20 protein-coding genes are annotated in these 24,679 nt (G+C 72.1%); 11 read left to right on the top strand and 9 right to left on the bottom strand.

What is annotated here, in order from left to right:
• Positions 1-17: 17 nt before the first annotated feature.
• Positions 18-1,469, bottom strand: a complete 1,452-nt coding sequence (locus AC068A_RS22315) for a regulator (protein WP_478587407.1) — start codon at positions 1,467-1,469, stop codon at positions 18-20.
• 173 nt (positions 1,470-1,642) lie between these two features.
• On the opposite strand from AC068A_RS22315, the gene AC068A_RS22310 reads away from it, so the two are divergent.
• From AC068A_RS22310 to AC068A_RS22290, 5 genes are all read left to right on the top strand, one after another.
• The gene (locus tag AC068A_RS22310) at positions 1,643-1,999 is read left to right on the top strand and encodes a hypothetical protein (RefSeq protein ID WP_478587405.1); all 357 of its coding nucleotides are present in this window, start codon (positions 1,643-1,645) and stop codon (positions 1,997-1,999) included.
• 85 nt (positions 2,000-2,084) lie between these two features.
• On the top strand, positions 2,085-2,888 hold the full coding sequence (gene lipB / locus AC068A_RS22305) for a lipoyl(octanoyl) transferase LipB (RefSeq protein WP_478587403.1): 804 nt from the start codon (positions 2,085-2,087) through the stop codon (positions 2,886-2,888).
• 109 nt (positions 2,889-2,997) lie between these two features.
• Positions 2,998-3,951: a lipoyl synthase gene (lipA, locus tag AC068A_RS22300; RefSeq protein ID WP_478587401.1), complete on the top strand. Its 954-nt coding sequence runs from the start codon at positions 2,998-3,000 to the stop codon at positions 3,949-3,951.
• Positions 3,952-4,301: 350 nt separating this feature from the next.
• Entirely contained in the window at positions 4,302-4,499 is a 198-nt protein-coding gene (locus AC068A_RS22295) for an SCO2195 family GlnR-regulated protein (RefSeq protein ID WP_361088598.1), read from the top strand.
• 10 nt (positions 4,500-4,509) lie between these two features.
• Entirely contained in the window at positions 4,510-5,217 is a 708-nt protein-coding gene (locus AC068A_RS22290) for a DUF4191 domain-containing protein (protein ID WP_478587399.1), read from the top strand.
• A gap of 100 nt (positions 5,218-5,317) precedes the next feature.
• Here the strand turns inward: AC068A_RS22290 and AC068A_RS22285 are convergent, their stop codons facing one another.
• A complete protein-coding gene (locus tag AC068A_RS22285; protein ID WP_478587397.1) occupies positions 5,318-5,785 on the bottom strand; it encodes an RDD family protein in 468 nt (155 codons plus the stop codon).
• A 184-nt stretch (positions 5,786-5,969) separates the two neighbouring features.
• Between AC068A_RS22285 and glnA the strand changes: the two genes are divergently transcribed.
• Both glnA and AC068A_RS22275 read left to right on the top strand, forming a co-directional pair.
• Entirely contained in the window at positions 5,970-7,379 is a 1,410-nt protein-coding gene (glnA, locus tag AC068A_RS22280; protein WP_478587395.1) for a type I glutamate--ammonia ligase, read from the top strand.
• 109 nt (positions 7,380-7,488) lie between these two features.
• Positions 7,489-7,632, top strand: coding sequence for a hypothetical protein (locus AC068A_RS22275; RefSeq protein ID WP_478587393.1), 144 nt, complete (start codon positions 7,489-7,491; stop codon positions 7,630-7,632).
• Here the strand turns inward: AC068A_RS22275 and AC068A_RS22270 are convergent.
• On the bottom strand, positions 7,601-8,338 hold the full coding sequence (locus tag AC068A_RS22270; RefSeq protein ID WP_478587391.1) for a TetR/AcrR family transcriptional regulator: 738 nt from the start codon (positions 8,336-8,338) through the stop codon (positions 7,601-7,603). The genes AC068A_RS22275 and AC068A_RS22270 overlap by 32 nt on opposite strands.
• Before the next feature lie 85 nt (positions 8,339-8,423).
• Here AC068A_RS22270 and AC068A_RS22265 point away from each other — a divergent pair, with 85 nt between their 5' ends.
• Positions 8,424-9,194: an SDR family NAD(P)-dependent oxidoreductase gene (locus tag AC068A_RS22265; protein WP_478587389.1), complete on the top strand. Its 771-nt coding sequence runs from the start codon at positions 8,424-8,426 to the stop codon at positions 9,192-9,194.
• A gap of 34 nt (positions 9,195-9,228) precedes the next feature.
• Here the strand turns inward: AC068A_RS22265 and AC068A_RS22260 are convergent, their stop codons facing one another.
• The 6 genes from AC068A_RS22260 to AC068A_RS22235 form a co-directional block, all read right to left on the bottom strand.
• Entirely contained in the window at positions 9,229-9,747 is a 519-nt protein-coding gene (locus tag AC068A_RS22260; protein ID WP_478587387.1) for a DUF4240 domain-containing protein, read from the bottom strand.
• Positions 9,748-10,010: 263 nt separating this feature from the next.
• The gene (gene aceE / locus AC068A_RS22255; protein WP_478587385.1) at positions 10,011-12,707 is read right to left on the bottom strand and encodes a pyruvate dehydrogenase (acetyl-transferring), homodimeric type; all 2,697 of its coding nucleotides are present in this window, start codon (positions 12,705-12,707) and stop codon (positions 10,011-10,013) included.
• 232 nt (positions 12,708-12,939) lie between these two features.
• A complete protein-coding gene (locus AC068A_RS22250) occupies positions 12,940-13,563 on the bottom strand; it encodes a GntR family transcriptional regulator (RefSeq protein WP_478587457.1) in 624 nt (207 codons plus the stop codon).
• 292 nt (positions 13,564-13,855) lie between these two features.
• Entirely contained in the window at positions 13,856-15,667 is a 1,812-nt protein-coding gene (gene sucB / locus AC068A_RS22245) for a 2-oxoglutarate dehydrogenase, E2 component, dihydrolipoamide succinyltransferase (RefSeq protein ID WP_478587384.1), read from the bottom strand.
• Positions 15,668-15,723: 56 nt separating this feature from the next.
• Complete coding sequence (lpdA, locus tag AC068A_RS22240; RefSeq protein ID WP_478587383.1) at positions 15,724-17,112, bottom strand: dihydrolipoyl dehydrogenase; 1,389 nt, start codon at positions 17,110-17,112, stop codon at positions 15,724-15,726.
• A 320-nt stretch (positions 17,113-17,432) separates the two neighbouring features.
• Positions 17,433-18,962: a leucyl aminopeptidase gene (locus AC068A_RS22235; RefSeq protein WP_478587381.1), complete on the bottom strand. Its 1,530-nt coding sequence runs from the start codon at positions 18,960-18,962 to the stop codon at positions 17,433-17,435.
• Positions 18,963-19,348: 386 nt separating this feature from the next.
• Between AC068A_RS22235 and AC068A_RS22230 the strand changes: the two genes are divergently transcribed.
• From AC068A_RS22230 to AC068A_RS22220, 3 genes are all read left to right on the top strand, one after another.
• Entirely contained in the window at positions 19,349-21,358 is a 2,010-nt protein-coding gene (locus tag AC068A_RS22230; RefSeq protein ID WP_478587379.1) for a hypothetical protein, read from the top strand.
• Between the two features lie 110 nt (positions 21,359-21,468).
• On the top strand, positions 21,469-23,085 hold the full coding sequence (pelF, locus tag AC068A_RS22225; RefSeq protein ID WP_478587377.1) for a GT4 family glycosyltransferase PelF: 1,617 nt from the start codon (positions 21,469-21,471) through the stop codon (positions 23,083-23,085).
• Positions 23,082-24,659, top strand: a complete 1,578-nt coding sequence (locus AC068A_RS22220) for a hypothetical protein (protein WP_478587376.1) — start codon at positions 23,082-23,084, stop codon at positions 24,657-24,659. Before pelF ends, AC068A_RS22220 begins: the two co-directional genes overlap by 4 nt.
• The last annotated feature ends 20 nt before the right edge of the window (positions 24,660-24,679 follow it).

The following is a 24,679-nucleotide window of genomic DNA, read 5'->3' as shown; positions in this document are numbered from 1 at the left end:
CAGGACAGCGCCGCGGCTCAGGACAGCGCCGCGACCCGGTCCCGGTAGGTGCGTACGGCCGACGCGTCCCGGTAGGGCTCCAGCCGCCGCTCGAAGTCCCGTACGTACTCCACCGCCCGGACCGACCGCATCTCCATGGCCTGCTGCGCCGCCTCCGCGCCCAGGGCGCACGCCTGGTCCAGTTCGCCCAGCCCCAGCCGGGCCGTGGCCAGCACCACCCGGCAGAACAGCCGCGAGCGGGCGAGCGCCGGAGCCCGCAGCTGGAGCGAGCGCTCCGCGTGCTGGGCCGAGGCCCGGTACTGCTGGAGGTCCCGGTGGCAGTGCCCGAACTCGTCGGCCAGATGGGCCTCGTCGAAGAACCGCGCCCAGTGCGGCACGTCGTCCCCCGGCCGGGCCGCGCCCAGCGCCCGCTCGGCCCGGACCAGGGAGGCCGTCGCGGCCCGGACCTCGCCGAGGACGGCGTGTCCGCGGGCCTCCGCCGAGTGCAGCAGCGCCTGGACCAGGGGCGGGGGGCCGGAGCCGACACCCTGCTGGGCGACGCGGGCCAGCTGCACCGCCTCCCGGCCGTGGCCGAGGTAGACCGCCTGCCGGCTCATGGTGACCAGCACGTATGCCCCGTAGGGCCGGTCCGCGGCGGCCTGCGCCAGCCGCAGCGCCTGGACGAAGTAGCGCTGGGCGAGCCCGTGCGCGGCGATGTCGTACGAGGTCCAGCCGGCGAGCCGGGTCAGGTCGGCGGCAGCCGCGAACAGCCGGCGGCCGGTGGTCTCGCCGTAGGTGCCGCGCAGCATCGGCTCCGCCTCGTGCTCCAGGTAGCGCACCAGGGCCTGGCGGGCGTGCCCGCCGCCGTAGGTCTGGTCGAGGGTCTTGAACAGTTCGCTGACCGAGCGCAGGGCGGCGATGTCCCCGCCGGTGACGCGCTGGCCCGGCCCGCGGTCGATCTGCCGCTGGCGGGGGACCGTGCCCCGGCCCTGCGCGGGGACCCGGGCCGCTGCTGCGGCGGCGGCCGGGTCCGCGCCGCGGCCCACGTGTTCGTCGGGCCGCCCGATCAGCCAGTCCCGGCTGGGGACGACCAGCCCTGCCGGGGTGAAGGCGATCTTCCGCAGTTCGGCGTGGGAGCCGGAGTCCTTGCGCCACAGTCCGCTGGCGATGTCGACGGCCTCCTCCGGGGTGGCCGCGAACTCCAGGCCCGCGTAGACGGGTGCGCAGGCGTCCAGGCCGAGGTCCTGGGCGGAGAGCCGCCGGCCCAGGCGCCGGGTGAACACCTCGGCGATCAGGGCGGGGGTGGTTCCACGGGGCTGCTGGCCGCGCAGCCACCGGGTGACGGAGGTCTTGTCGTACCGCAGGTCGAGGCCGTGTTCCAGGCCCAGCTGGTCGACGCGGCGGGCCAGACCTGCGTTGGAGAACCCGGCTTCCGCGATCAGCGCTGCGAGCTGCCGGTTGGGGACGTGCTGGGCGGGGCGTTCCGTCATCGGCTCCACGGTTTCCTGACGTGACGGACCGGGGTTTCGGCCCTCTGAACGGCGTGAATGTAGCGGCGAACTTCCCTTGAGCCGTCCTCTGTGCCCCATATTCATCCGATCGTGTGCAGAATCGATGGGGCCCTTTACGGCCGCGTCGACGCCCGCCGCGTACGCTGCGCCCCATGACCCGCAGGCCGACCCGGGCGGAGCCGCCCGCCGACTCCACCGCGCAGCCGCTCCGGGCACCCGAGATCACCGAGGCGGAGTGCCGCCGGTGCGGCACGTACATCGCGGGTCTCGACGGGCGGTACGCGTGCGGGGTGTGCGGCTGGGTCAACGACCACTCCGAGGGGCACCGGCGGCTGCCGCGCGCGGACGAGGACCCGGACCGGCCGCCCAAGGGGCGCAGGCGGCCCCCACTGCTGCCCGGGCTGCCGCCGCGGCCGGAGCCGCGGCAGGGGCCGAAGCCGGAGCCGGAGCCGGAGCCGCGGCAGGGGCCGGAGCCGGGGCCGGGGCCGGAGGCGCAGGTGGACGGCTGAGGCCCCCCGAGCGGCCGTGGCCGGCGGCCGTACTCTTGGCTGGTGCGATACGTGCACACAGCAGGTTCAACGAGGAGGCGCTGCGGTGGCTGAGCTTGGGTTTGTCCATCTGGGCTTCGGACCGGACGACTACGTCGAGTACACCGAGGCCTGGGAAGAGCAGCGCCGGGTCCACGCCGCCCGCTTCGCGGACGAGATGGGCGACACCTGCCTGCTGCTGGAGCACCGGCCCGTGTACACGGCCGGGCGGCGCACCGCCGACAGCGAGCGCCCCCTCGACGGCACGCCCGTCGTCGACGTGGACCGCGGCGGCAAGATCACCTGGCACGGGCCGGGGCAGCTGGTCGGCTACCCGATCATGAAGCTGCCGCGGCCGGTGGACGTCGTCGCGCACGTGCGCCGGCTGGAGGAGGCGCTGATCCGCACCGCCGCCGACTTCGGCCTGGAGACCACCCGGGTGGAGGGCCGCTCCGGCGTGTGGGTGCTGGGCGACCCGGTGGAGCAGCGCCCGAAGATCGGCGGCCTGTCCCTGGACCTCGACCCGCGTCTGCACGACGAGGAGTTCGACGCCCGCCTGAACGGCCCCGAGTACGCCCCGTCCAACGCCGGCCAGCGGCGCGAGGACCGCAAGCTGGCGGCCATCGGGATCCGCGTCGCCAAGGGCGTCACCATGCACGGCTTCTCGTTCAACGTGAACCCCGACAACACCTGGTTCGACCGGATCGTGCCCTGCGGCATCCGCGACGCCGGTGTGACGTCCCTCTCGTACGAACTGGGCCGCGAGGTCACCATCGCCGAGGTGCTGCCGGTGGCCGTGAAGCACCTGAGGGACGTGCTGGAGAACGCCGAGCTGCGGCCGCGCGAGATCGAGACCGCCCCGGGGGCGTAGCCGCCGGGGAATGCGTCCGGCCGCCCCCAGGTTGGCCGACGTAAGAGCGTACGAATTTACGGGCGTACCCTGGTGGGCGCCGAGGAATCACAGTCACAGGGAGCCGGTCGTGTCCGCAGTCGCACCCGACGGACGCAAGATGCTGCGCCTGGAGGTCCGCAACAGCCAGACCCCCATCGAGCGCAAGCCCGAGTGGATCAAGACCCGGGCGAAGATGGGTCCCGAGTACACGAAGATGCAGAACCTCGTGAAGGGCGAGGGCCTGCACACGGTGTGCCAGGAAGCCGGTTGTCCGAACATCTACGAATGCTGGGAGGACCGCGAGGCCACCTTCCTCATCGGCGGCGACCAGTGCACCCGGCGCTGTGACTTCTGCCAGATCGACACCGGCAAGCCCCAGGCCCTGGACCGGGACGAGCCCCGCCGCGTCGGCGAGTCCGTCGTCACCATGGACCTGAACTACGCCACCATCACCGGCGTCGCCCGCGACGACCTGGAGGACGGCGGCGCCTGGCTGTACGCGGAGACCGTGCGCCAGATCCACGAGCAGACGGCGGGCCGCGAGGGCGGCCACACCAAGGTCGAGCTGCTGGCCCCCGACTTCAACGCGGTCCCGGAGCTGCTGGAGGAGGTCTTCGCCTCCCGCCCCGAGGTCTTCGCGCACAACGTCGAGACGGTTCCGCGGATCTTCCGCCGGATCCGCCCGGGCTTCCGCTACGAGCGCTCCCTCGAGGTGATCACCAAGGCCCGCGAGTACGGCCTGGTCACCAAGTCGAACCTGATCCTCGGCATGGGCGAGGAGCGCGAGGAGGTCACGCAGGCCCTGCGCGACCTGCACGAGGCGGGCTGCGAGCTCATCACCATCACCCAGTACCTGCGCCCGTCGCCGCGGCACCACCCCGTCGAGCGCTGGGTGAAGCCGGCCGAGTTCGTGGAGCTGGCGAAGGAGGCCGAGGAGATCGGCTTCTCCGGTGTGATGTCGGGCCCGCTGGTCCGGTCCTCGTACCGGGCCGGTCGCCTCTTCCAGCAGGCGATGGAGAAGCGCAGCGGAGCCGTAGCGTAGGTCGAGGGTCCGCCCGAGGTACGAGGGCGGGCACTCGGCCGGAGCGGTGGCGACGCGGAGCTCGACCGAAAGACGGACAAGCGCAGCGGAGCCGTGGCGTAGCACCCTGTGACGCCACGCACAAAGTTTACCGGCGAGTAATACCGCATGGACGCGGCCCGTAGGCTCTTCGAGGGAAGAGATCCGACGGGCCGCGTAAATGTTTCATCACCGTTTGACCGACCGGTCATGCCCTGGTAACACCAATCAGTGACCATAGGCCAACGCACCGCGCACACCGTCGCCACACCTGCGCCACCCCGCCGTGCGCCCTCCGGACCGACGTGAGCACCGTGAAAGGGAACGAGACCATGCAGGCCGCGCCCGTACGCGCCATCGCCATTCCGTCGTTCGCAGAGGCCTTCCGGGGCCTCGAATCGCTGCTCATGAGCGGCGCCCGCCGCAATGCCTGGACCGCGGTCCTGGAGGACCGCCGCCGCGCGAAGGACCGCGTCGAAACCGAGCACGTACTCGAGGCCGCGGCGACCCGGGCCCCGCAGGCCACGTAAACTTCGCTGTATGGCGAGGAAGGCAAACGCAGAGACTGCTGCGACACCCGGGCGACTGAAGCAGATCGCCCTCACGTACAAAATGACGAGCAAGGCCGACCCCAAGGTCGGTCTGATCCTTGCGGCCGTGGGAATCATCACCTTCGGTGTCTTCCTCGGGATCGGCTTCCTGATCGACCACCCGGTCTACCTCGGCATCCTGGGCTTCCTGGTGGCGTTCCTGGCGACGGCGATCGTCTTCGGCCGCCGGGCCGAGCGGGCCGCCTTCGGGCAGATGGAAGGCCAGCCGGGCGCGGCCGCGGCGGTGCTGGACAACGTGGGCCGAGGCTGGACGACCACCCCCGCCGTCGCGATGAACCGCAGCCAGGACCTCGTCCACCGGGCCGTGGGCAAGGCGGGCGTCGTCCTGATCGCCGAGGGCAACGCCAACCGGGTCAAGCCGCTGCTGGCCGCCGAGAAGCGCAAGCTCGCCCGCATCATGCCGGACGTCCCGGTGCACGACTTCATCGTGGGCAACGGCGAGGGCCAGGTCCCGCTGAAGAAGCTGCGCACCACCATGCTCAAGCTGCCGCGCGCGCTGTCCGGCCCGCAGGTCACCCAGGCCAACGACAAGCTGCGCGCCATGGGCGACCTCATGAGCAACATGCCGCTGCCGAAGGGACCGATTCCTGGGCGTGGTGGTTCCGCTCGCCCGCCGCGCGGCGGGAAGATGCGCTGATGCGCTGAGCCGCTTTTCGTATACGAGAACAGGGGCGCCCCCGAGCCGGACGGCTGCGGGGGCGCCCCTGTTCCTGCGTCTGCGTCTGCTGCGTCCGCCCTCAGATGCGGACCTGGACGGCGCGGGCCGCCCGGTCGTGCAGGCCGCGGCCGTCCCGGTCCCAGACCAGCGCCGGGATGACCAGGGCGAGCAGCAGCGTGCGCAGCACCACCCGGCCGAAGCCCAGCCGGCCGCCGTCCTCCGCGACCACGCGCAGGCCCACGAGCCGCTTCCCGGGTGTGAAGCCCACGGTGCCGATGGTCAGGATGCTCAACGCCACGAAGAGCAGCAGCGTCCAGTTGCCCGTCGCGGTCGCGTTGCCGCCGGTGATCAGCCCGTATGCGATCACCTGGCAGGCGATCCAGTCGAGGGCCACACCGCCGAACCGGCGCCCGAAGCGCGCCGCGGAGCCGGAGCCCTGCTGGGGCAGGCCGAGCCGCTGGCCCGGGTAGCCGAAGTCGACGCCCATGTCCTCGGCCGCCGAGCGGGGGCCGGAGAGCCACGATCCCATTGCTTGCCTGTTGTCCACCCGACCACGGTACCTGTGGCGCTCCGCGCCCCTCCGGCCGGACCCTGGTTAACTTGTGCGAAACAAATGGGTCATGCTTGGGAAATCCCGTCTGCCTATGGTCGGGACAGCGTGCGGCACCGCACTGACGCACCACGAGCTATACAGCCCGCCCCTGCCCCGGGTCGGGAGTAGGAGGAGTTGGATGTTCCAGAACGCCGACGAGATCAAGAAGTACATCGCGGACAACGACGTCAAGTTCGTCGACGTCCGGTTCTGCGACCTCCCCGGTGTGATGCAGCACTTCACCATCCCGGCGAAGGCGTTCGACCCGGCCGAGGAGCTCGCCTTCGACGGCTCCTCGATCCGCGGCTTCCAGGCGATCCACGAGTCCGACATGGCGCTGCGTGCCGACATCAGCACCGCCCGCCTGGACCCGTTCCGCCGCGACAAGACGCTGAACGTCAACTTCTTCATCCACGACCCGATCACGGGCGAGGCCTACAGCCGCGACCCGCGCAACATCGCGAAGAAGGCCGAGGCGTACCTCGCCTCCACCGGCATCGCCGACACCGCGTTCTTCGGCCCCGAGGCCGAGTTCTACATCTTCGACAGCGTGCGCTTCGCGACCACCGCGAACGAGGGCTTCTACCACATCGACTCCGAGGCCGGCGCCTGGAACACCGGTTCGGAGGAGAACAACCGCGGTTACAAGGTCCGCTACAAGGGCGGCTACTTCCCGGTCGCCCCGGTCGACCACTTCGCCGACCTGCGCGCCGAGATTTCCCTCGAGCTGGACGCCCAGGGCCTCCAGGTCGAGCGCCAGCACCACGAGGTCGGCACCGGCGGCCAGGCCGAGATCAACTACAAGTTCAACACACTGCTCGCCGCGGCCGACGACCTGATGCTCTTCAAGTACATCGTGAAGAACGTCGCCTGGCGCAACGGCAAGACCGCGACCTTCATGCCGAAGCCGATCTTCGGCGACAACGGCTCGGGCATGCACGTCCACCAGTCGCTGTGGCAGGGCGGCGAGCCGCTCTTCTACGACGAGGCCGGCTACGCGGGCCTGTCGGACACCGCCCGCTACTACATCGGCGGCATCCTCAAGCACGCCCCGTCGCTGCTCGCCTTCACCAACCCCACGGTGAACTCGTACCACCGCCTGGTGCCGGGCTTCGAGGCGCCGGTCAACCTGGTGTACTCGCAGCGCAACCGCTCCGCCGCCATGCGCATCCCGATCACGGGCTCGAACCCGAAGGCCAAGCGCGTCGAGTTCCGCGCCCCGGACCCGTCCTCCAACCCGTACCTCGCCTTCTCGGCGCTGCTGCTCGCGGGCCTCGACGGTGTCAAGAACAAGATCGAGCCGATGGAGCCGATCGACAAGGACCTCTACGAGCTCGCCCCCGACGAGCACGCGAGCGTCCCGCAGGTCCCGTCCAGCCTGGAGAACGTCCTCAAGGCCCTGGAGGACGACCACGAGTACCTCCTCGCCGGCGGTGTCTTCACCTCCGACCTGATCGAGACGTGGATCGACTACAAGCGCACCCACGAGATCGCCCCGATCGCCCAGCGCCCGCACCCGCACGAGTTCGAGCTGTACTTCGACATCTAAGCCGCAGGCGATGAAGAGCCGCCCCCGCTGCCGTTCCGGCGCGGGGGCGGCCCTCTTTTTTTGATCTTGTTCCGCGGACGGAGCGGCACCCGCTGGGTTCGGGGCATGGATGATCAGTGCCGAGGCGGCCGACGTCATCGTGTCCGCGATGGTGGCCCTGGCCCTGGCCCTGGCCCTGGCCCGGATGCGGCCGGACGCGGCCGGGTACTTCGCCGAGCAGCTCAAGCCGAAGGCCGGCTGCCGCTTCCTCTGACTCCGCCGACTCCGTCGACTTCGCCGACTCCGCCGCCGGCCTCGCCCGCCCGCGTGAGCAGCGGCATCGACCCGGTCAGCTCGCGCAGGCAGCGGACCGCCAGCTCGGCGGGGGAGGCCGGGCCACCCGTGCGCGGGGCGTCCGTCGTGGCCCACAGCTCCAGGGCGATGCGGATCGCGTCCGTGGCGGCCGCGGCGAGCAGACGGACGCCGAGCGGGTCTGCTCCCTCGCCGGCCAGGCGGCCGATCACCGGGACCAGCTGCTCCTCGGACTCCTGGTTCACGCGGTACCAGACGGCCCGCAGCGCCGGATCGGCCGCCGCGGCGCGGAGCAGTCCGCGGGTCACCTCCAGGCCCTCCTCGACCGTCTGGGGGTCGGTGAGGGAGCGGCCGATCGCGCGCTCCAGCGCCTCCCCGAGGGGGGTGCCGGGGGCCTCCTCCGCGAGCAGGCTGCGCCACCGCTCACCGCCGGTCGCGAGCAGCGGGCCCACGGCCTCCTGCTTGTTGCGGAAGTAGCGGTAGAACGTGCGCAGGGCGACACCGGCGCGGTGCGCGATGTCCTCGGCGGTGGTGCCGTCGGGGCCGTGCGCGGCGAACAGGGCGCAGGCGGCGCGGGCGATGTCGAGCTGGGTGGCGGCCTTGCGGCGTTCGGTCAGCGACTGCGCTCCGGGGCCGGTCTGGGGGGAGTACGGACGAGGGGATCTCACGCCTGAAGCCTACCCCTCCGATCCGCTCCGGATGCGTTCTTTGACGCTCTGGCAAAACGTGCAATCACGGCGGTACGCTCGCCCCATGAACCGTTTCGAAGGACGCCGAGTCCTCATCACCGGCGGCGGCTCCGGCATCGGCCGCGCCACCGTCCACCGCATCCTCGCCGAGGGCGGCCGCGTCCACACCGTGGACGTCAGCGAGGCCGGCCTCAAGGAGACCGCCGACCAGGCCCGCGCCGCCGGACACGGGGAGCGGCTCACCACCGCCCTCCTCGACATAGCCGACGAGGCCTCCGTCCAGGCCGGGGTCACCGCCGCCGTCGGGCTCCTCGGCGGGATCGACGTGCTGGTCAACGCGGCGGGCATCCTGCGCTCCGCGCACACCCACCAGACCAGCCTCGACCTGTGGAACCAGGTCATCACGGTCAACCTCACCGGGACCTTCCTGATGATCCGCGCATCCCTGCCGGCCCTGTTCGAGGGCGACAAGCCGGTCGTCGTGAACTTCAGCTCCACCTCGGCCTCGTTCGCCCACCCCTACATGGCCGCGTACGCGGCCAGCAAGGGCGGCATCCAGTCCATGACGCACGCCCTGGCCGCCGAGTACAGCAAGCAGGGCCTCCGCTTCGTCTCCGTCGCCCCCGGCTCCATCGAGAGCGGCATGACGACCGGCGCCGGCCCCGGCCTGCCCGAGGACACCGACTGGAGCCTGTTCGCGAAGCTCGCCCCGGCCATCGGCCAGGGCTTCGCCGGCCCGGAGACCGTCGCCGGCGTCGTCGCCATGCTGGCCTCGGAGGACGGCGCCTTCATCACGGGTACCGAGATCCGCATCGACGGCGGCACCCACTACTGACGCGCCCCACCACAGATGCGCCCCCGCCGGCGCATCAGGACCTGAAGCGCTCCCACAGCCGGGGGAAGCGCTCCGCGAGGACGGCTTCGTTCTCGAAGTCCAGCGGGGTGCCCTCCGGCTCCGCCGGCTGGAGCGGAATCCCGAGGTCCGGCGCGACCGTGCCGGTCAGCTGCTCGTACGCCTCGTCCGCCGCGTACCCGAGCTCCTCGCCGTCCCCGTCGAGCTCCTCGTCGAACTCGCCGAGGAGCTCCGCCAGCTGGTCGGGGTCGTGGACCGCGCCCTCGAAGACCTCCCGCCCCTGGCCGATCAGCCAGCACCGGAAGTAGTCGAACGCGTCGTCGCTCGCCCCGTCCAGCAGCACCCAGGCAGCCCCCCACAGGTCCCAGCTGTACGCCCGGTTGTACCGGGACTCGAAGTGCCGGGCGAAATCCAGGACGGAGTCCGGATCGAGCTGCGCCAGCCGCTCCACGAGCAGGTCGGCGTGTTCCTCGGGGTCGCCCTCGGCGGCCTCCCGGGTGCTGTCCACGATCTCCCAGAACTCCGTCTCGTCCATCGGTCTCCTAGGCCTGTGGTACTTCCTCGTGGCACTTCTTCGCGCCCCGTACGGGGCCGGTTCGGGCTGGACCCCGGCCCTCGGGTGGGAAGCCCCCTTCCTCCGGGCAGGGGAGCGGAGTCACCACGGGATCCAGCATCGTGGGTGCCGATGCCCGCCGCCACCGCGCGATTCCGCCGGTTGGGCGTGCGGGGACGCACAGGAACGCCCGAGGCGGCCCGCCCCGTCAAGGGCGGACCGCCTCAGGCGTATCACGGCACCGCTCAGAGCCCGTAGCGCTCCCGGGCCTCCTTGACGGAGGACGCCGGCACCTCGCCGCGGCGGGCGAGCTGGGCCAGGGCCGCGACCACGATGGACTGCGCGTCGACGCCGAAGTGGCGGCGGGCGCCCGCGCGGGTGTCGGAGAGGCCGAAGCCGTCCGTGCCCAGCGAGGTGTAGTCCTGCGGGACCCACTGGCTGATCTGGTCCGGGACCTGGCGCATCCAGTCGGAGACCGCGAGCACCGGGCCCGGGGCGCCGTCGAGTACGCGGGTGACGTACGGGATGCGCTCCTCGCCGCGCAGCAGGGCCTCGTCGCACTCCAGCGCGTCGCGGCGCAGCTCGCCCCAGGAGGTGGCGGACCACACGTCGGCGGCCACGTTCCACTCGGCGGCCAGCAGCTTCTGGGCCTCCAGGATCCAGTGGATCGCCGTACCCGAGGCCATCAGCTGGATCTTCGGGGCGTCCGCGGCCGGGGCGGCCTCGCCCAGGTCGGCCGAGGTGTTGAACCGGTACAGCCCCTTGACGATGCCGTCCTCGACACCCTCGGGCATGGCCGGCTGCGGCTTCGGCTCGTTGTAGACCGTCAGGTAGTAGAAGACGTTCGAGTCCACACCGGGGGTGGGCTCCCCGTACATGCGCTTCAGACCGTCCTTGACGATCACCGCGATCTCGTACGCGAAGGCCGGGTCGTAGTTGAGCGAGGCCGGGTTGGTGGCCGCGATCAGGTGCGAGTGGCCGTCGGCGTGCTGGAGGCCCTCACCGGTCAGGGTGGTGCGGCCGGCCGTGGCGCCCACGATGAAGCCCTTGCCGAGCTGGTCGGCGAGCTGCCACATCTGGTCGCCGGTGCGCTGCCAGCCGAACATCGAGTAGAAGATGTAGAAGGGGATCATCGTCTCGCCGTGCGTCGCGTACGACGTGGCGGCGGCGATGAAGTCGGCCATGGCGCCGGCCTCGGTGATCCCCTCGTTGAGGATCTGGCCGTCCTTGGCCTCCTTGTAGTACATCAGCTGGTCGCGGTCGACCGGCTCGTACGTCTGGCCCAGCGGCGAGTAGATGCCGGCCGACGGGAAGAGGGACTCCATGCCGAAGGTACGGGCCTCGTCGGGGACGATCGGCACCCAGCGGCGGCCGGTCTCCTTGTCCCGCATGAGGTCCTTGACCAGGCGGACGAAGGCCATGGTGGTGGCCATCTCCTGCTTGCCGGAGCCCTTGAGCAGCGGGGCGTAGGACTTGTCGGCGGGCTGCGGCAGGGCCACGTGGTGGACCTTGCGGGCCGGGGCCGGGCCGCCGAGGGCCGCGCGGCGCTCGTGCAGGTAGCGGACCTCGGCAGAGTCGGCGCCCGGGTGGCCGTACGGAACCACGCCGTCCTCGAAGGCGCTGTCCGGGATCGGGAGTCCGAGCAGGTCGCGCATGCCCTTGAACTCGTCGATCGTCAGCTTCTTCATCTGGTGGTTCGCGTTCTTCGACTCGAACCCGGCACCCAGGGTGTAGCCCTTGACGGTCTGCGCCAGGATGACCGTCGGCGCGCCCTTGTGCTCCAGGGCGGCCTTGTACGCGGCGTAGACCTTGCGGGGCTCGTGGCCGCCGCGCGAGCTGTGGAAGCACTCGGCGATCTTCGCGTCGGACAGCAGGCCGCCGAGGGCCACCAGGGCCGGGTCGCCGCCGAAGAAGTGCTCGCGGATGTAGGCCGCGTCACGGGTGGCGTACGTCTGGAACTGCGCGTCCGGGGTTTCGCGGAGGCGGCGGACCAGGGCGCCCGTGGTGTCGAGCCGGAACAGCTCGTCCCAGGCGGAGCCCCAGAGGGTCTTCACGACGTTCCAGCCGGCGCCGCGGAACTGGGCCTCCAGCTCCTGGACGATGCGGAAGTTCGCGCGGACCGGGCCGTCGAGGCGCTGCAGGTTGCAGTTGACGACGAAGGTCAGGTTGTCGAGGCGCTCGCGGGCCGCGAGGGCCAGGGCCGCCGTCGACTCGGGCTCGTCCATCTCGCCGTCGCCGAGGAAGGCCCAGACGTGCGAGCCGGAGGTGTCCTTGATCTTGCGGTTCTCCAGGTAGCGGTTGAAACGCGCCTGGTAGATCGCGGAGAGCGGGCCGAGGCCCATGGAGACGGTGGGGAACTCCCACAGCCAGGGCAGGCGCCGCGGGTGCGGGTAGGAGGGCAGGCCGTTGCCGCCGGACTCCTGGCGGAAGTTGTCGAGCTGCTGCTCGGAGATGCGCCCGTCGAGGAAGGCGCGGGCGTAGATGCCGGGGGCGGCGTGGCCCTGGACGTAGAGCTGGTCGCCCGAGCCGTCGGCCTCCTTGCCGCGGAAGAAGTGCTGGAAGCCGGTCTCGTAGAGCCAGGCCGCGGAGGCGAAGGTGGCGATGTGGCCGCCGACGCCGTACTTGGAGCCGCGGGTCACCATGGCGGCCGCGTTCCAGCGGTTCCACGCGGTGATGCGGGCCTCCATCTCCTCGTCACCGGGGAAGGCCGGCTCGGCGGAGGTGGGGATGGTGTTGACGTAGTCCGTCTCCAGCAGCTTCGGCAGGGCCAGGCCGGCGGCCTCGGCGTGCTGGAGGGTGCGGCGGAGCAGGTATTCGGCGCGGCGCGTACCGGCGGCCTTGGCGACGGCGTCGAGCGAGGCCGCCCATTCGGCGGTCTCCTCGGTGTCGCGGTCCGGGAGCTGGTCGAGCTCGCTCGGAAGCTTTCCTACGGGGTCGGACATCGGTGTGCGCCGCCTTCCGGACAAGGAGAGGTGGTGAAAGAAGAATCCCTGACGGGCAGGACAGGGTGGGCGGACCCGGTTGGGGTCCGCAAAGACTGTAAATCCCTGATCGATGATCGATCAAATGATTGCGGTGAAGTTAAGGGACATCAACGAAAAGTCGGCACGGGGTGCCAGCAAAACAGACACCCAGTGCCGGGCAAATCGTGACAAGGCGGGCGGCCGTCGGGGCTCAGGCCCGGGGCGCACACCCCAGAACATGCCGCTTCACCAGCACCCCGATCTCCGGATCCTGGTTGCGGAAGGCCTCGACGAGCGCCGCGTGCTCCTCCGCGTACGACTTCTGCACCGTCCCCAGCCAGCGGATCGACAGCGCGGTGAACACCTCGATGCCCAGGCTCTCCCAGGTGTGCAGCAGCACGCTGTTCCCCGCCGCCCGCACCATCTCCCGGTGGAACCCGACGGTGTGCCGCACCTGCGCCGTGCCGTCCGAGGTCCGGTCGGCCTCCCACAGCGCCGCGACGTGCGGCTCCAGCGCCGAACAGTCCGCCGCCAGCTTCTGCGCGGCCAGCTCGGCCGCGATCTGCTCCAGGCCGGCCCGAACCGGGTAGATCTCCTCCAGGTCCGCCGCCGTCAGGTTCCGCACGCGGACGCCCTTGTTCGGCGCCGACTCGATCAGCCGCAGCGTCTCCAGCTCGCGCAGCGCCTCGCGCACCGGCGTCTGGCTGACCTCCAGCTCGACGGCGATCCGCCGCTCGACGATCCGCTCGCCGGGCTTCCAGCGCCCGCTGACGATCCCCTCCACGATGTGCTCGCGGATCTGCTCGCGCAGCGAGTGCACGACGGGTGGGGTGATCATCGGGGCTTCATCTCCTGGAGCGGCGGGCGGAGTCTGATCGTGCGCAGTCTGATGCGTAGACAATACGGCGCAGTAGGCCCGCGGGGAGAGTTCGCGGTCGGGGACGCCGGGGTGAGGCTGGTTACAGCCGCAGCTCGCCCACGTGCCGCAGCCGTGTGGGAACGCCGGCGCGCGGCTTGGCGGGGGTCCGCGGACCATCCGACCGGCAGGGCGAGACGACGGCGCCCCCGCCCGGAGTGTTCTCCGGACAGGGGCGCCGTACGGTGACTGCCGACGGGCAGCGGGAGCCTTACAGGCCGAGCTCGACCTCGAACTCGCCGGCCTCCAGGATCGCCTTGACGGCCGTGAGGTACCGGGCCGCGTCCGCGCCGTCCACCAGGCGGTGGTCGTAGGACAGGGTCAGGTACGTCATGTCGCGGGCGCCGATGACGGTGCCCTCGGGGGTCTCCATGACCACCGGGCGCTTCACCGTGGCACCGATGCCCAGGATCGCGACCTGGTTCGGCGGCACGATGACCGTGTCGAACAGCGCACCGCGCGAGCCGGTGTTGCTGATCGTGAAGGTCGCGCCGGACAGCTCGTCCGGGGTGATCTTGTTGCTGCGGACCTTGCCGGCCAGCTCGGCGGTCGCCTTGGCGATACCGGCCAGGTTGAGGTCACCGGCACCCTTGATGACCGGGGTCATCAGGCCCTTCTCGGAGTCCACGGCGATGCCGATGTTCTCCGAGTCGAAGTAGGTGATGGTGCCCTCGTCGTCGTTGATCCGGGCGTTGACGACCGCGTGGGCCTTCAGCGCCTGGGCGGCGGCCTTGACGAAGAACGGCATCGGGGACAGCTTCACGCCCTCGCGGGCGAGGAAGCCGGCCTTGGCCTTCTCGCGCAGCTTCATGATCTTGGTGACGTCCACCTCGACCACGGACGACAGCTGCGCCTGCGAGTGCAGGGCCTTCATCATGTTGTCGCCGATGACCTTGCGCATGCGGGTCATCTTGACCGTCTGACCGCGCAGCTCGGACACCGCGGCGGCAGCGGCCGGAGCGGCGGCGGCAGCGGGGGCCGGAGCCGGGGCGGCGGCGGCCTTGGCGGCCTCGGCGGCGGCCAGGACGTCCTGCTTGCGGATACGGCCACCGACGCCGGTGCCCGTGACCGTGTTCAGGTCGACGCCGGCCTCGGAGGCCAGCTTGCGCACCAGCGGGGTCACGTACGCGCCCTCGTCACCGGTGACCGCCGGCGCGGCGGGAGCGGCCGGGGCAGCCGGGGCGACCGGAGCCGGGGCGGCCACGGGAGCGGCCGGGGCGACCGGAGCCGGAGCCGCGACCGGAGCGGCCGGAGCCACCGGGGCGGGCGCCGGAGCAGCCGGGGCCGGGGCGGCCGGAGCCGGGGCAGCGGCGGCCGGGGCCGGAGCCGGGGCGGCAGCCGGAGCCGGGGCGGCCGGGGCCGGGGCGGCGGCCGGGGCCGGGGCGGCGGCCGGGGCAGCGCCCGCGACGCCGATGACGGCCAGACGGGCGCCGACCTCGGCGGTCTCGTCCTCGCCGACCAGGATCTCGAGCAGCGTGCCGGAGACCGGCGCGGGGATCTCGGTGTCGACCTTGTCGGTGGAGACCTCGAGCAGCGGCTCGTCGGCCTCGACCGTCTCGCCGACGGCCTTCAGCCAGCGGGTGACGGTGCCCTCGGTGACGGACTCGCCCAGGGCGGGCAGCACGACGTCGGTGCCGGACGCTGCCGGGGCAGCGGCGGCGGGGGCCCCGGCCGCCGGGGCCGGGGCAGCGGCGGCGGGGGCCTCCGCGACGGGCGCCGGAGCGGCCGGGGCCTCGGCAGCGGCAGGCTGGGCGGCCGGAGCGGCAGCCGCGGCCGGCGCGCCGGAGCCGTCGTCGATGACGGCCAGCTCGGCGCCGACCTCGACGGTCTCGTCCTCGGCGACCTTGATGGAGGCCAGGATGCCGGACGCGGGGGAGGGGATCTCGGTGTCGACCTTGTCGGTCGAAACCTCGAGCAGCGGCTCGTCGGCCTCGACGTGCTCGCCCTCGGCCTTCAGCCAGCGGGTGACAGTGCCCTCGGTGACGCTCTCGCCGAGCGCCGGAAGGGTTACGGAAACCGCCATGGTTTCAGTTGCTCCTTACGAATGGTGCGGTAGTGGTCGTCGCGCCCGTGACTGGATCAGTCGTGTGCGTGCAGCGGCTTGCCGGCCAGGGCCAGGTGGGCCTCGCCGAGCGCCTCGTTCTGGGTCGGGTGCGCGTGGATGAGCTGCGCGACCTCGGCCGGCAGGGCCTCCCAGTTGTAGATCAGCTGGGCCTCGCCGACCTGCTCGCCCATCCGGTCACCGACCATGTGGACGCCGACCACGGCACCGTCCTTGACCTGGACGAGCTTGATCTCGCCCGCGGTCTTCAGGATCTTGCTCTTGCCGTTGCCCGCCAGGTTGTACTTCAGGGCCACGACCTTGTCCGCACCGTAGATCTCCTTGGCCTTGGCCTCGGTGATGCCGACGGAGGCGACCTCGGGGTGGCAGTAGGTCACGCGCGGCACGCCGTCGTAGTCGATCGGGACGACCTTCAGGCCGGCCAGGCGCTCCGCCACCAGCATGCCCTCGGCGAAGCCGACGTGCGCGAGCTGGAGGGTCGGGACGAGGTCGCCGACGGCCGAGATGGTCGGCACGTTGGTCTGCATGTACTCGTCGACCAGGACGTAGCCGCGGTCCATCGCGACGCCCTGCTCCTCGTAGCCCAGGCCCTGGGAGACCGGGCCGCGGCCGATGGCGACCAGCAGCACCTCGGCCTCGAAGGCCTTGCCGTCGGCCAGGGTGACCCGGACGCCGTTCTCGGTGTACTCGGCCTTGTCGAAGAAGGTGCCGAGGTTGAACTTGATGCCGCGCTTGCGGAAGGAGCGCTCCAGGATCTTGGAGCTGTTCTCGTCCTCGACCGGGACGAGGTGCTTCAGGCCCTCGATGATGGTGACGTCGGTACCGAAGGACTTCCACGCCGAGGCGAACTCGACGCCGATCACGCCGCCGCCGAGGATGATCGCCGACTGCGGGACGCGGTCCAGGACCAGCGCGTGGTCGGAGGAGATGATCCGGTTGCCGTCGATGTTCAGGCCCGGGAGGGACTTCGGCACGGAGCCGGTCGCCAGCAGGACGTGGCGGCCCTGGATGCGCTGCCCGTTCACGTCGACGGAGGTCGGGGAGGACAGGCGGCCCTCACCCTCGATGTAGGTCACCTTGCGGGAGGCCACCAGGCCCTGCAGACCCTTGTACAGGCCGGCGATCACGTCGTCCTTGTACTTGTGCACGCCGGCGATGTCGATGCCCTCGAAGGAGGTCTTCACGCCGAACTGCGCGGCCTCGCGCGCCTGGTCCGCGATCTCGCCGGCGTGCAGCAGAGCCTTGGTGGGGATGCAGCCGTTGTGCAGGCAGGTGCCGCCGAGCTTGTTCTTCTCGATCAGGGCAACGTCCAGACCCAGCTGGGAAGCGCGCAGAGCCGCGGCGTAACCGCCACTGCCACCGCCGAGGATCACTAGGTCGAAAACGGTGCTGGCGTCGTTCGCCACGTCACGTCCTCCATGCATGTGCGCCGGGTACCGGTCCTCTGTGACCGGGCGGCGGCTGGTGTTCGGCCGCTTGTTTCTTCGGCCCTGTGGTGGGCCCTGTCCTGCCGAGAACCCATCTTCGCATTTGTCGCGGGAACGCGGGACGCCGGGCCCGGACTGTGGCAGGTCGTTCTGCCGGAAGAAGGGGTTACCGAGGCGTAGAAACCTACGGATTTCGTTGTGGGTGAACACCCGGCCCCTTGGCCGAGTCGCGCTCAAGGGGCCGGGGATGCGTTGTGCATCACATGTCAAGCGTCATACGGCGCTGCGCAGGCGGTGCCTCAGCCCAGGTCGCCGGTGGCCGTGCGCTCCGCCAGCCGCACCAGGGTGCGCACGGCCGAGCCGGTGCCGCCCTTGGGGGTGTAGCCGTACGGCGCGCCCTCGTGGAAGGCCGGGCCCGCGATGTCCAGGTGCGCCCAGGTGATGCCCTCGCCGACGAACTCCTGGAGGAAGAGGCCGGCCACCAGGCCGCCGCCCATGCGCTCGCCCATGTTGGCGATGTCGGCGGTGGGGGAGTCCATGCCCTTGCGCAGGTCGGCGGGGAGCGGCATCGGCCAGGAGGCCTCGCCGACCTCCTCGGCGATCTCGTGGACCGACGTGCGGAAGGCGTCGTCGTTGGCCATGACGCCGAAGGTGCGGTGGCCCAGGGCCAGCACCATCGCGCCGGTCAGGGTGGCGACGTCGACGATCGCGTCCGGGTTGTCCTCGGAGGCCTTGGTCAGGGCGTCGGCCAGGACGAGGCGGCCCTCGGCGTCGGTGTTGAGGACCTCGACGGTCTTGCCGCTGTACATGCGCAGCACGTCGCCGGGGCGGGTGGCGGAGCCGGACGGCATGTTCTCGGCGAGCGCGAGCCAGCCGGTGACGTTGACGGCCAGGCCGAGGCGGGCCACGGCGACGACGGCGGCGAACACGGCGGCGGCGCCGGACATGTCGCACTTCATCGTCTCGTTGTGGCCGGCCGGCTTCAGGGAGATGCCGCCCGAGTCGTAGGTGATGCCCTTGCCGACGAAGGCGAGGTGCTTCTCCGCGTCCGGGTGGGTGTAGGCGATCTTCACCAGGCGCGGCGGGTTCTCGGAGCCCCTGCCGACGCCGATGATGCCGCCGTAGCCGCCCTTGACGAGGGCCTTCTCGTCCAGGACCTGGACCTTGAGGCCGTGCTCCTTGCCCGTCGTCGAGGCGATGGCGGCGAAGGAGGCGGGGGTGAGGTCGTTCGGCGGGGTGTTGATCAGGTCGCGGGCGGTGTTGACCTCGGACGCGACGACGACGGCGCGCTCGGCCGCGGCCTTGTGCTCCTTGTCGCGCGGCTTGGCGCCGAGCAGGGCCACCTCGGCGAGCGGGAGCTTCGGGCCGCCGTTCTTGGCGCCCTTCTTCTCGCCGCCCTGGTAGGCGGTGAAGGCGTACGCGCCCAGCAGTGCGCCCTCGGCGACCGCGGTGACGGCGGAGGCGTCCTCCAGGGGGAGCGCGAACGCGGCCTTCTTGCTGCCGTGCAGTGCGCGGGCGGCGGCGCCGGCGGCGCGGCGCAGCGCCTCCTCGTCGTAGGACTCCTCGTCGCCCGGCACCGGGCCGAGGCCGACCGCCAGCACGACCGGGACCTTGAGGCCGTCCGGCGCCGGCAGCTTGGTGGTCTCGCCTTCGGCGCCGGAGGCGCCCATGGCGTCGAGCACGGCGGCGAGTTTCCCGTCGTACGCGTTGTCCACGGCCTCGGCGCCGGGGGCCACGACGGGGCCCTTCGGGCCCTTCGCGACGCCGACCACGAGGGCGTCGGCGCGCAGCGTCGCCGCGCCGGCAGTGCTGAGAGTCAGAGCAGTCACGGTGGTGAAGTCTCGCTTCCGTTTGTGTTGTGGGCCGAGTGGGTGGGACGGCCATCCGGAGCGATCGTATTCGGGCCCGACGGCTGCCAGAAATGAGCCTACGCGCAGCGGCTCGTCCGTACGCCATTCCAGGGTTTGGCACGTTGTTCGACTCGGCCGCTCCCGGGTTCACCCATCTGTGGTCTCTGTTCCAGGTTTGCCCGTTGGGCCTGACGAGGTCCGAGAGACTCGAGCCACTCTCGCAAGGGGACGCGGGGTTCCTTTGCATGATTTCCACAGAGCCTCCTCGGCCGGACCTGCCGCCAAGGGCCGTAAATCGAGTGGTGCCTGCGGGGGGAAAGGCCGAAATGGTCAACAAAAACCGGATGAACAGGGTTGCGGCCGCAATGGCCGCCGCAGCGCTGGTATCCGTGGCATTGCCCGGCGCATCCGCCCGGGCGGCGGCCGTCACACCGCGTATCGACCTGAAGGTGCTCGTCGTCGACGACGGCGGCAGCCCGGTCGAGGCGATCACCGCCGAGCTCCGCGACACCGGAGTCCCCTTCACCCGCGTCCAGCTGGGCAGCAGCAGCCGCCCGGTGATCGACGCCGCGTTCCTCAGCGAACCCTCGGACAGCGCGACCGGCCGGCCGCGCGCGAAGTACCAGGGCGTCGTGCTGCCGAACGAGAACCCGTTCGGGGAGGGCTCGGCCGAGATGGCGGCGCTGGCCGCGTACGAGACCGCGTACGGGATCCGCCAGGTCGACGCCTACACCTGGGCGCACCCGGGCGTGGGCCTGGAGTACACCGACAACGGCGGCTACAGCGGCCGGCTCGACGGCGTCCAGGCGGCCGTCACCGACGCCGGCAAGGCCGGACCGTTCGGCTACCTCGGCGGCCAGGTCGCCTTCGAGGACAACTCCGCCCTGATCCCCGAGAGCTACGGCTTCATGGGCCGGCCCCGGGCGGGCTACACCAGCTACGTCGACGCGCCCGTCGGGTCGGGGCGGGCCTCGCTGGTGGGCGAGTACACCCACGACGGCCGCAGCGAACTGGTCGTCACCTTCGGCTACAACCAGTACCAGCAGCAGTTCCGGCTGCTCGCCCGCGGCATCGTCGACTGGCTCACCCAGGGCGTCCACCTCGGCCAGAGCCGCAGCTGGTTCGCCGTCCACGTCGACGACGTCTTCGCCCCGGATGCCCGCTGGAACATGCAGCTCAACTGCACCCCCGGCGACTACGCCTGCGCGGGCGGCGAGGGCAGGGAGAGCACCATCCGGATGACCGCCGCCGACGCCCGGTACGCGGCGCAGTGGCAGCGGAGCAAGAACTTCACGCTCGACATGCTCTTCAACGGCGGCGCCGGCGAGGAGTGGAAGGCCGAGAACTCGGCGAACGGCGGCACCGACGACCTCACCGCCCAGCTCGTCGCGGACCGGGCCGAGTACCGCTGGCTGAACCACACCTACACCCACCCGTTCCTCGGCTGCACCCAGGACACCGGCACCGTCCCGTGGACCTGCGCCAAGGACGCGAGCGGCGCCGTCACCTGGATGAGCCGGGCCGAGATTTCCGCCCAGATCCGCGACAACGTCGACTGGGCCGCGTCCAAGGGCATCACCCTCGACCGCACCGAGCTCGTCACCGGCGAGCACTCCGGCCTCAAGACTCTCCCGCAGCAGCCCCAGGACAACCCCAACCTCGCGGGCGCCCTCGCCGACAACGGGGTCAGGTGGGCCGGCAGCGACAACTCGCGCGAGCCGGCGCAGCGTCCGGTCGGATCCGCTCTGACCGTCCCCCGCCACCCGATGAACGTGTACTACAACACGGGCACCAACGCGGAGATGGCCGACGAGTACAACTGGATCTACACCAGCCGCGCCCACGGCGGCAGCGGCATCTGCGAGGACAACCCGGCGACCTCCACCTGCCTGCCCGCCCCCCTCGACACCGCCACCGGATACGTGGAGCACATCGTGCCCGCCGAGGCCCGCACCGCCCTGCGGCACGTCCTGGCCAACGACCCGCGCCCGCACTACGTCCACCAGTCCAACCTCGCCGAGGACCGCACCCTCTACCCCGTACTGGACCGCGTCCTCGACACCTACCGCTCCCTCTACGCGCCCAACACGCCGATCGTGAACCGGAGCATGAAGGAGATCGGCACCGAACTCGGCCGCCGCGCCGCCTGGGACAAGGCGCTCGCCGCCGGCCGGGTCACCGCGTACCGGATCGGCACCACCGTCACCGTGAAGGCCCCCTCCGGGGTCCTCGCCCCGATCACCGCGCCGGGCGGCACCAGGAAGCAGCTCCTGCTGCGCACGTGCGACTTCGGCACCGCCTACGCCGGGAACCGCTCGGCCTGGACCGGCCCCGAGCTCCTCCAATCAGCCGTCACGCTCAAGCTGCCCGGCTGACCGGAAGCACACCCGAATCCCATCCGGCCGAGCGGGCCCGGCCCCCCGCCCGGCCGGCCCTGCGCGGCGCACCGAGCCTCAAAAAACACAGTCCGGGGGGACAACACCGCATGAGATATGGGCGCCACGTCACCATGCTCACCGAAGGCACCTATCCGCACGTCCACGGGGGAGTCAGCACCTGGTGCGACCAGCTGGTCCGCGGCATGCCGGAGGTCGACTTCAACGTCATGGCCCTGACCGGTACCGGTCGCGAGCCGGTCACCTGGGAGCTGCCGCGCAACGTCTACCGGCACACCGCCTTCCCCCTGTGGGGACCCGCCCCCGGCCGCAGCCGCGGCCGCGGCCCGGCCCTGCGCGGCAAGGCGTACCGCCGCTTCACCGAGACCTACGAGGCCTTCCTCCTCTCCCTCCTCGACCCTCCCCCGGCCACCGCCGGGGGCACCCCGGCCCCGGCCACCGCCGGGGGCACCCCGGCCCCGGCCGGCGCCGCGGGCGCCCCCGGCCGCAGCGGGTTCTCCGAGGCCCTGCGCGAACTCGCCGTCCTCGCCCGCTCCGGACGGCTCGCCCCCGCCCTGCGTTCCGAAAAGGTCCTGCGCCTGCTGATGACCGTGTGGACCCGGCCGGGCCTGGCCACGGCCGCCGCCGCGCCCACCGTCCACGACGCGCTCACCGCCACCGACCTGCTGGAGCACGCGCTGCGCCCGCTGTCCGTGCGGATTCCGCCCGACAGCGTCGCCCACGCCGTCAGCAGCGGCCTCGCCACCCTGCCCGCCCTCGCCGCCAAGTACCTCGACGGGGTGCCCTTCCTGCTGACCGAGCACGGCATCTACCTGCGCGAGCGCTACCTCGGCTACCGCAGGACCGCCGAGCGCTGGCCCGTCAAGGCCCTGGTCCTCGGCTTCTACCGCGAGCTCAACACCGAGGGCTACCGGCAGGCCGACCTGATCACTCCCTGCAACCGGTACAACCGCCGCTGGGAGGAGCGCGGCGGGGCCGCCGCCGACCGGATCCGCACCGTCTACAACGGCGTCGACCCGTACGCCTTCCCCGAGGCCGGCCCCGAACCCGAGGTGCCCACCCTCAGCTGGTGCGGCCGCATCGACCCGATCAAGGACCTCGAAACCCTCATCCGCGCCTACGCGTTCATGCGCGCCGAGCTGCCCGCCCTGCGGCTGCGCCTGTTCGGCCCGGTCCCGGCCGGCTGCGAGGACTACAGGCTCCGCCTGGAGAAGCTCGCCGCCGAACTCGGGGTCGCAGACGGGATCACGTTCGAGGGCCCGATCGCGGAGGTCGCCAAGGCGTACGCCGCCGGCAGCGTCGTGATGCTCTCCAGCATCAGCGAGGGCTTCCCCTTCAGCATCATCGAGGCCATGTCCTGCGGCCGGACCACCGTCTCCACCGACGTCGGCGGCGTCCGCGAGGCCGTCGGCGACACCGGCCTCGTCGTCCCGCCGCGCGAACCCGAGACCATGGCCCGCGCCGCCCTCGCCCTGCTCCGCGACGACGAACGCCGCGCCGAGCTGGGCCGGCTCGCCCGCAGACGGGTCGTCGAGAAGTTCACCCTCCACCAGTCCGTGGACGGCTTCCGGCACATCTACCGCGGCCTCGACCATCAGAGGCACGCCGGCCGACCCGTCCTGGCCGTCCACGAGGGCGGCGACCGGACCCGGCGGCCCGCCGACCCCTGGTACCGGGAGCTCGCGGCCGACGGGAGCCCGTGGTGAGCGGATCGCTCTGGCTGCGCGTCCCCGGCGGCGACACCCTGCCCGCCCTCCCGCGCCCCCGCCGCACCGCGGCCGCGGCCGGGGCCGGGGCGGCCGCGGCCGACCCCATGGACGAACTCGCCGAACGCCTCGACGGGTTCATCGCGGCCGCCGTCCACCCCGACGAGATCGCCGCCATCCTCGAGTCCGACGGGATGACCGACGAGCACATCCGGCTCGCCTACGGCCGCCGGGACTCCTTCGACCTCGCCGAGCAGCTGTACGCCCGGGTGCCGCGCGCCTTCCCCGAGCCGCAGGACCACCCCGACCCCTGGAAGGTGTCCCTCGCCGCCTGCCTGCTCCGCGGGGTGATCTTCGCCCTGCCCGGCCTCGCCTACGTCCTGGGCGCACCCCTGCTCGAGGGCCGGCCGGACCGGCTCGGACTGCCCGCCGGGACCCTCACCCTGCTCGCCGGGGCCCTCATCGGCTGGGTGTGGGACCAGACCCTGTCCCACCGCGCCTACTCCTGGCTGGGCCTGGGCGACCGGGCCGCCGCCCGGCGGACCCTGCTGGCCGGCGCCCCCACCGGGGCCCTGCTCGGCATCGCCGCCGCGCTCACCGTCCCCGGCGGGCCGCCGTTCAGCCACGCCTTCGCCGCCGGGCAGGCCGTGTACGTCGGGGCCGCCACCGTCCTGCTGGTCCTCGGCCGGGAGCGGCTGCTCGCCGCCGCGCTCGCGCCGATGGCCGCCGGGGCGGTCCTCGCGCTCTTCACCGACCTGCCCGTGCCCCTGCGGGTCGGCCTGCTCGTCGTGTCCCTGCTGGCCGCCTGCACGCTGGCACTCCGCGAACTGCCGCTGGCCCCGGGCGTACGGGCCGCCGCGCGCCGGATCCGCGGCCGGTCGCGGCACCGCCCGGGGCGGGGCCGCGGCCGGGGACACGGCCGTCTGCCGGGCGGGCCGGTGCGCTGGCGGATGCTGCGCGGCGCCGAGGAGGAGTACGGGCCGCGCGGGCCGCGGCTGCGCGACTCCGTGCCGTACGGGGTCTTCGGCCTCGGCACCGGCCTGCTGGTGCTGTACGCCGCCCTGGGGGAGGTGCTCGCCGGCGGCCCGGCCGAGGCGGTCGCCGCGCCTTCGGCGGTGGCGCTCACGCTCAGCATGGGGCCCGCCGAGTGGCTGCTCCACCGGTTCCGCAGCGGGAGCCTCGCCGGGCTGCGGGCCGCCCGCTCGCCGCGGCAGTTCCGGCTGCGGATGCTCGGCACGCTGGCCCGCTGCATGGCCGTGTACCTGGCGGTGCTGCTCGTCCTCGGCCTGGTCGGAACCCTGTTCTGGCCCGGAGCGCCCGGCATGACCGGGGTCCGGGCCGCGACGCTGCTGCTGCTCGGCGGCGTGATGTGGACCGGGCTGCTGCTCCAGTCCTTCGGGGCGGTCCGGGCCGCCGCCGCGATCTGCGCCTCGGCGGCCGTCGCGCAGAGCCTGGCCCTGCTGCTGGGAGTGGGGCAGCCGCGGCTGGTGCAGCTCGTCGTGGCAGGCACGGCCGCTGCCGCCCTCGCCGCGCTGGTCTGCCTGTCCCTCGGCCGGGCGACGGCACACCGCTGACCCCACGGCCCGTAGTACAA

The sequence above is a fragment of the Streptomyces sp. NPDC043854 genome (genome assembly GCF_056436005.1).
Note: the sequence above shows the minus strand (reverse complement) of the source record. Positions and strands in the feature narration are given on the sequence as shown.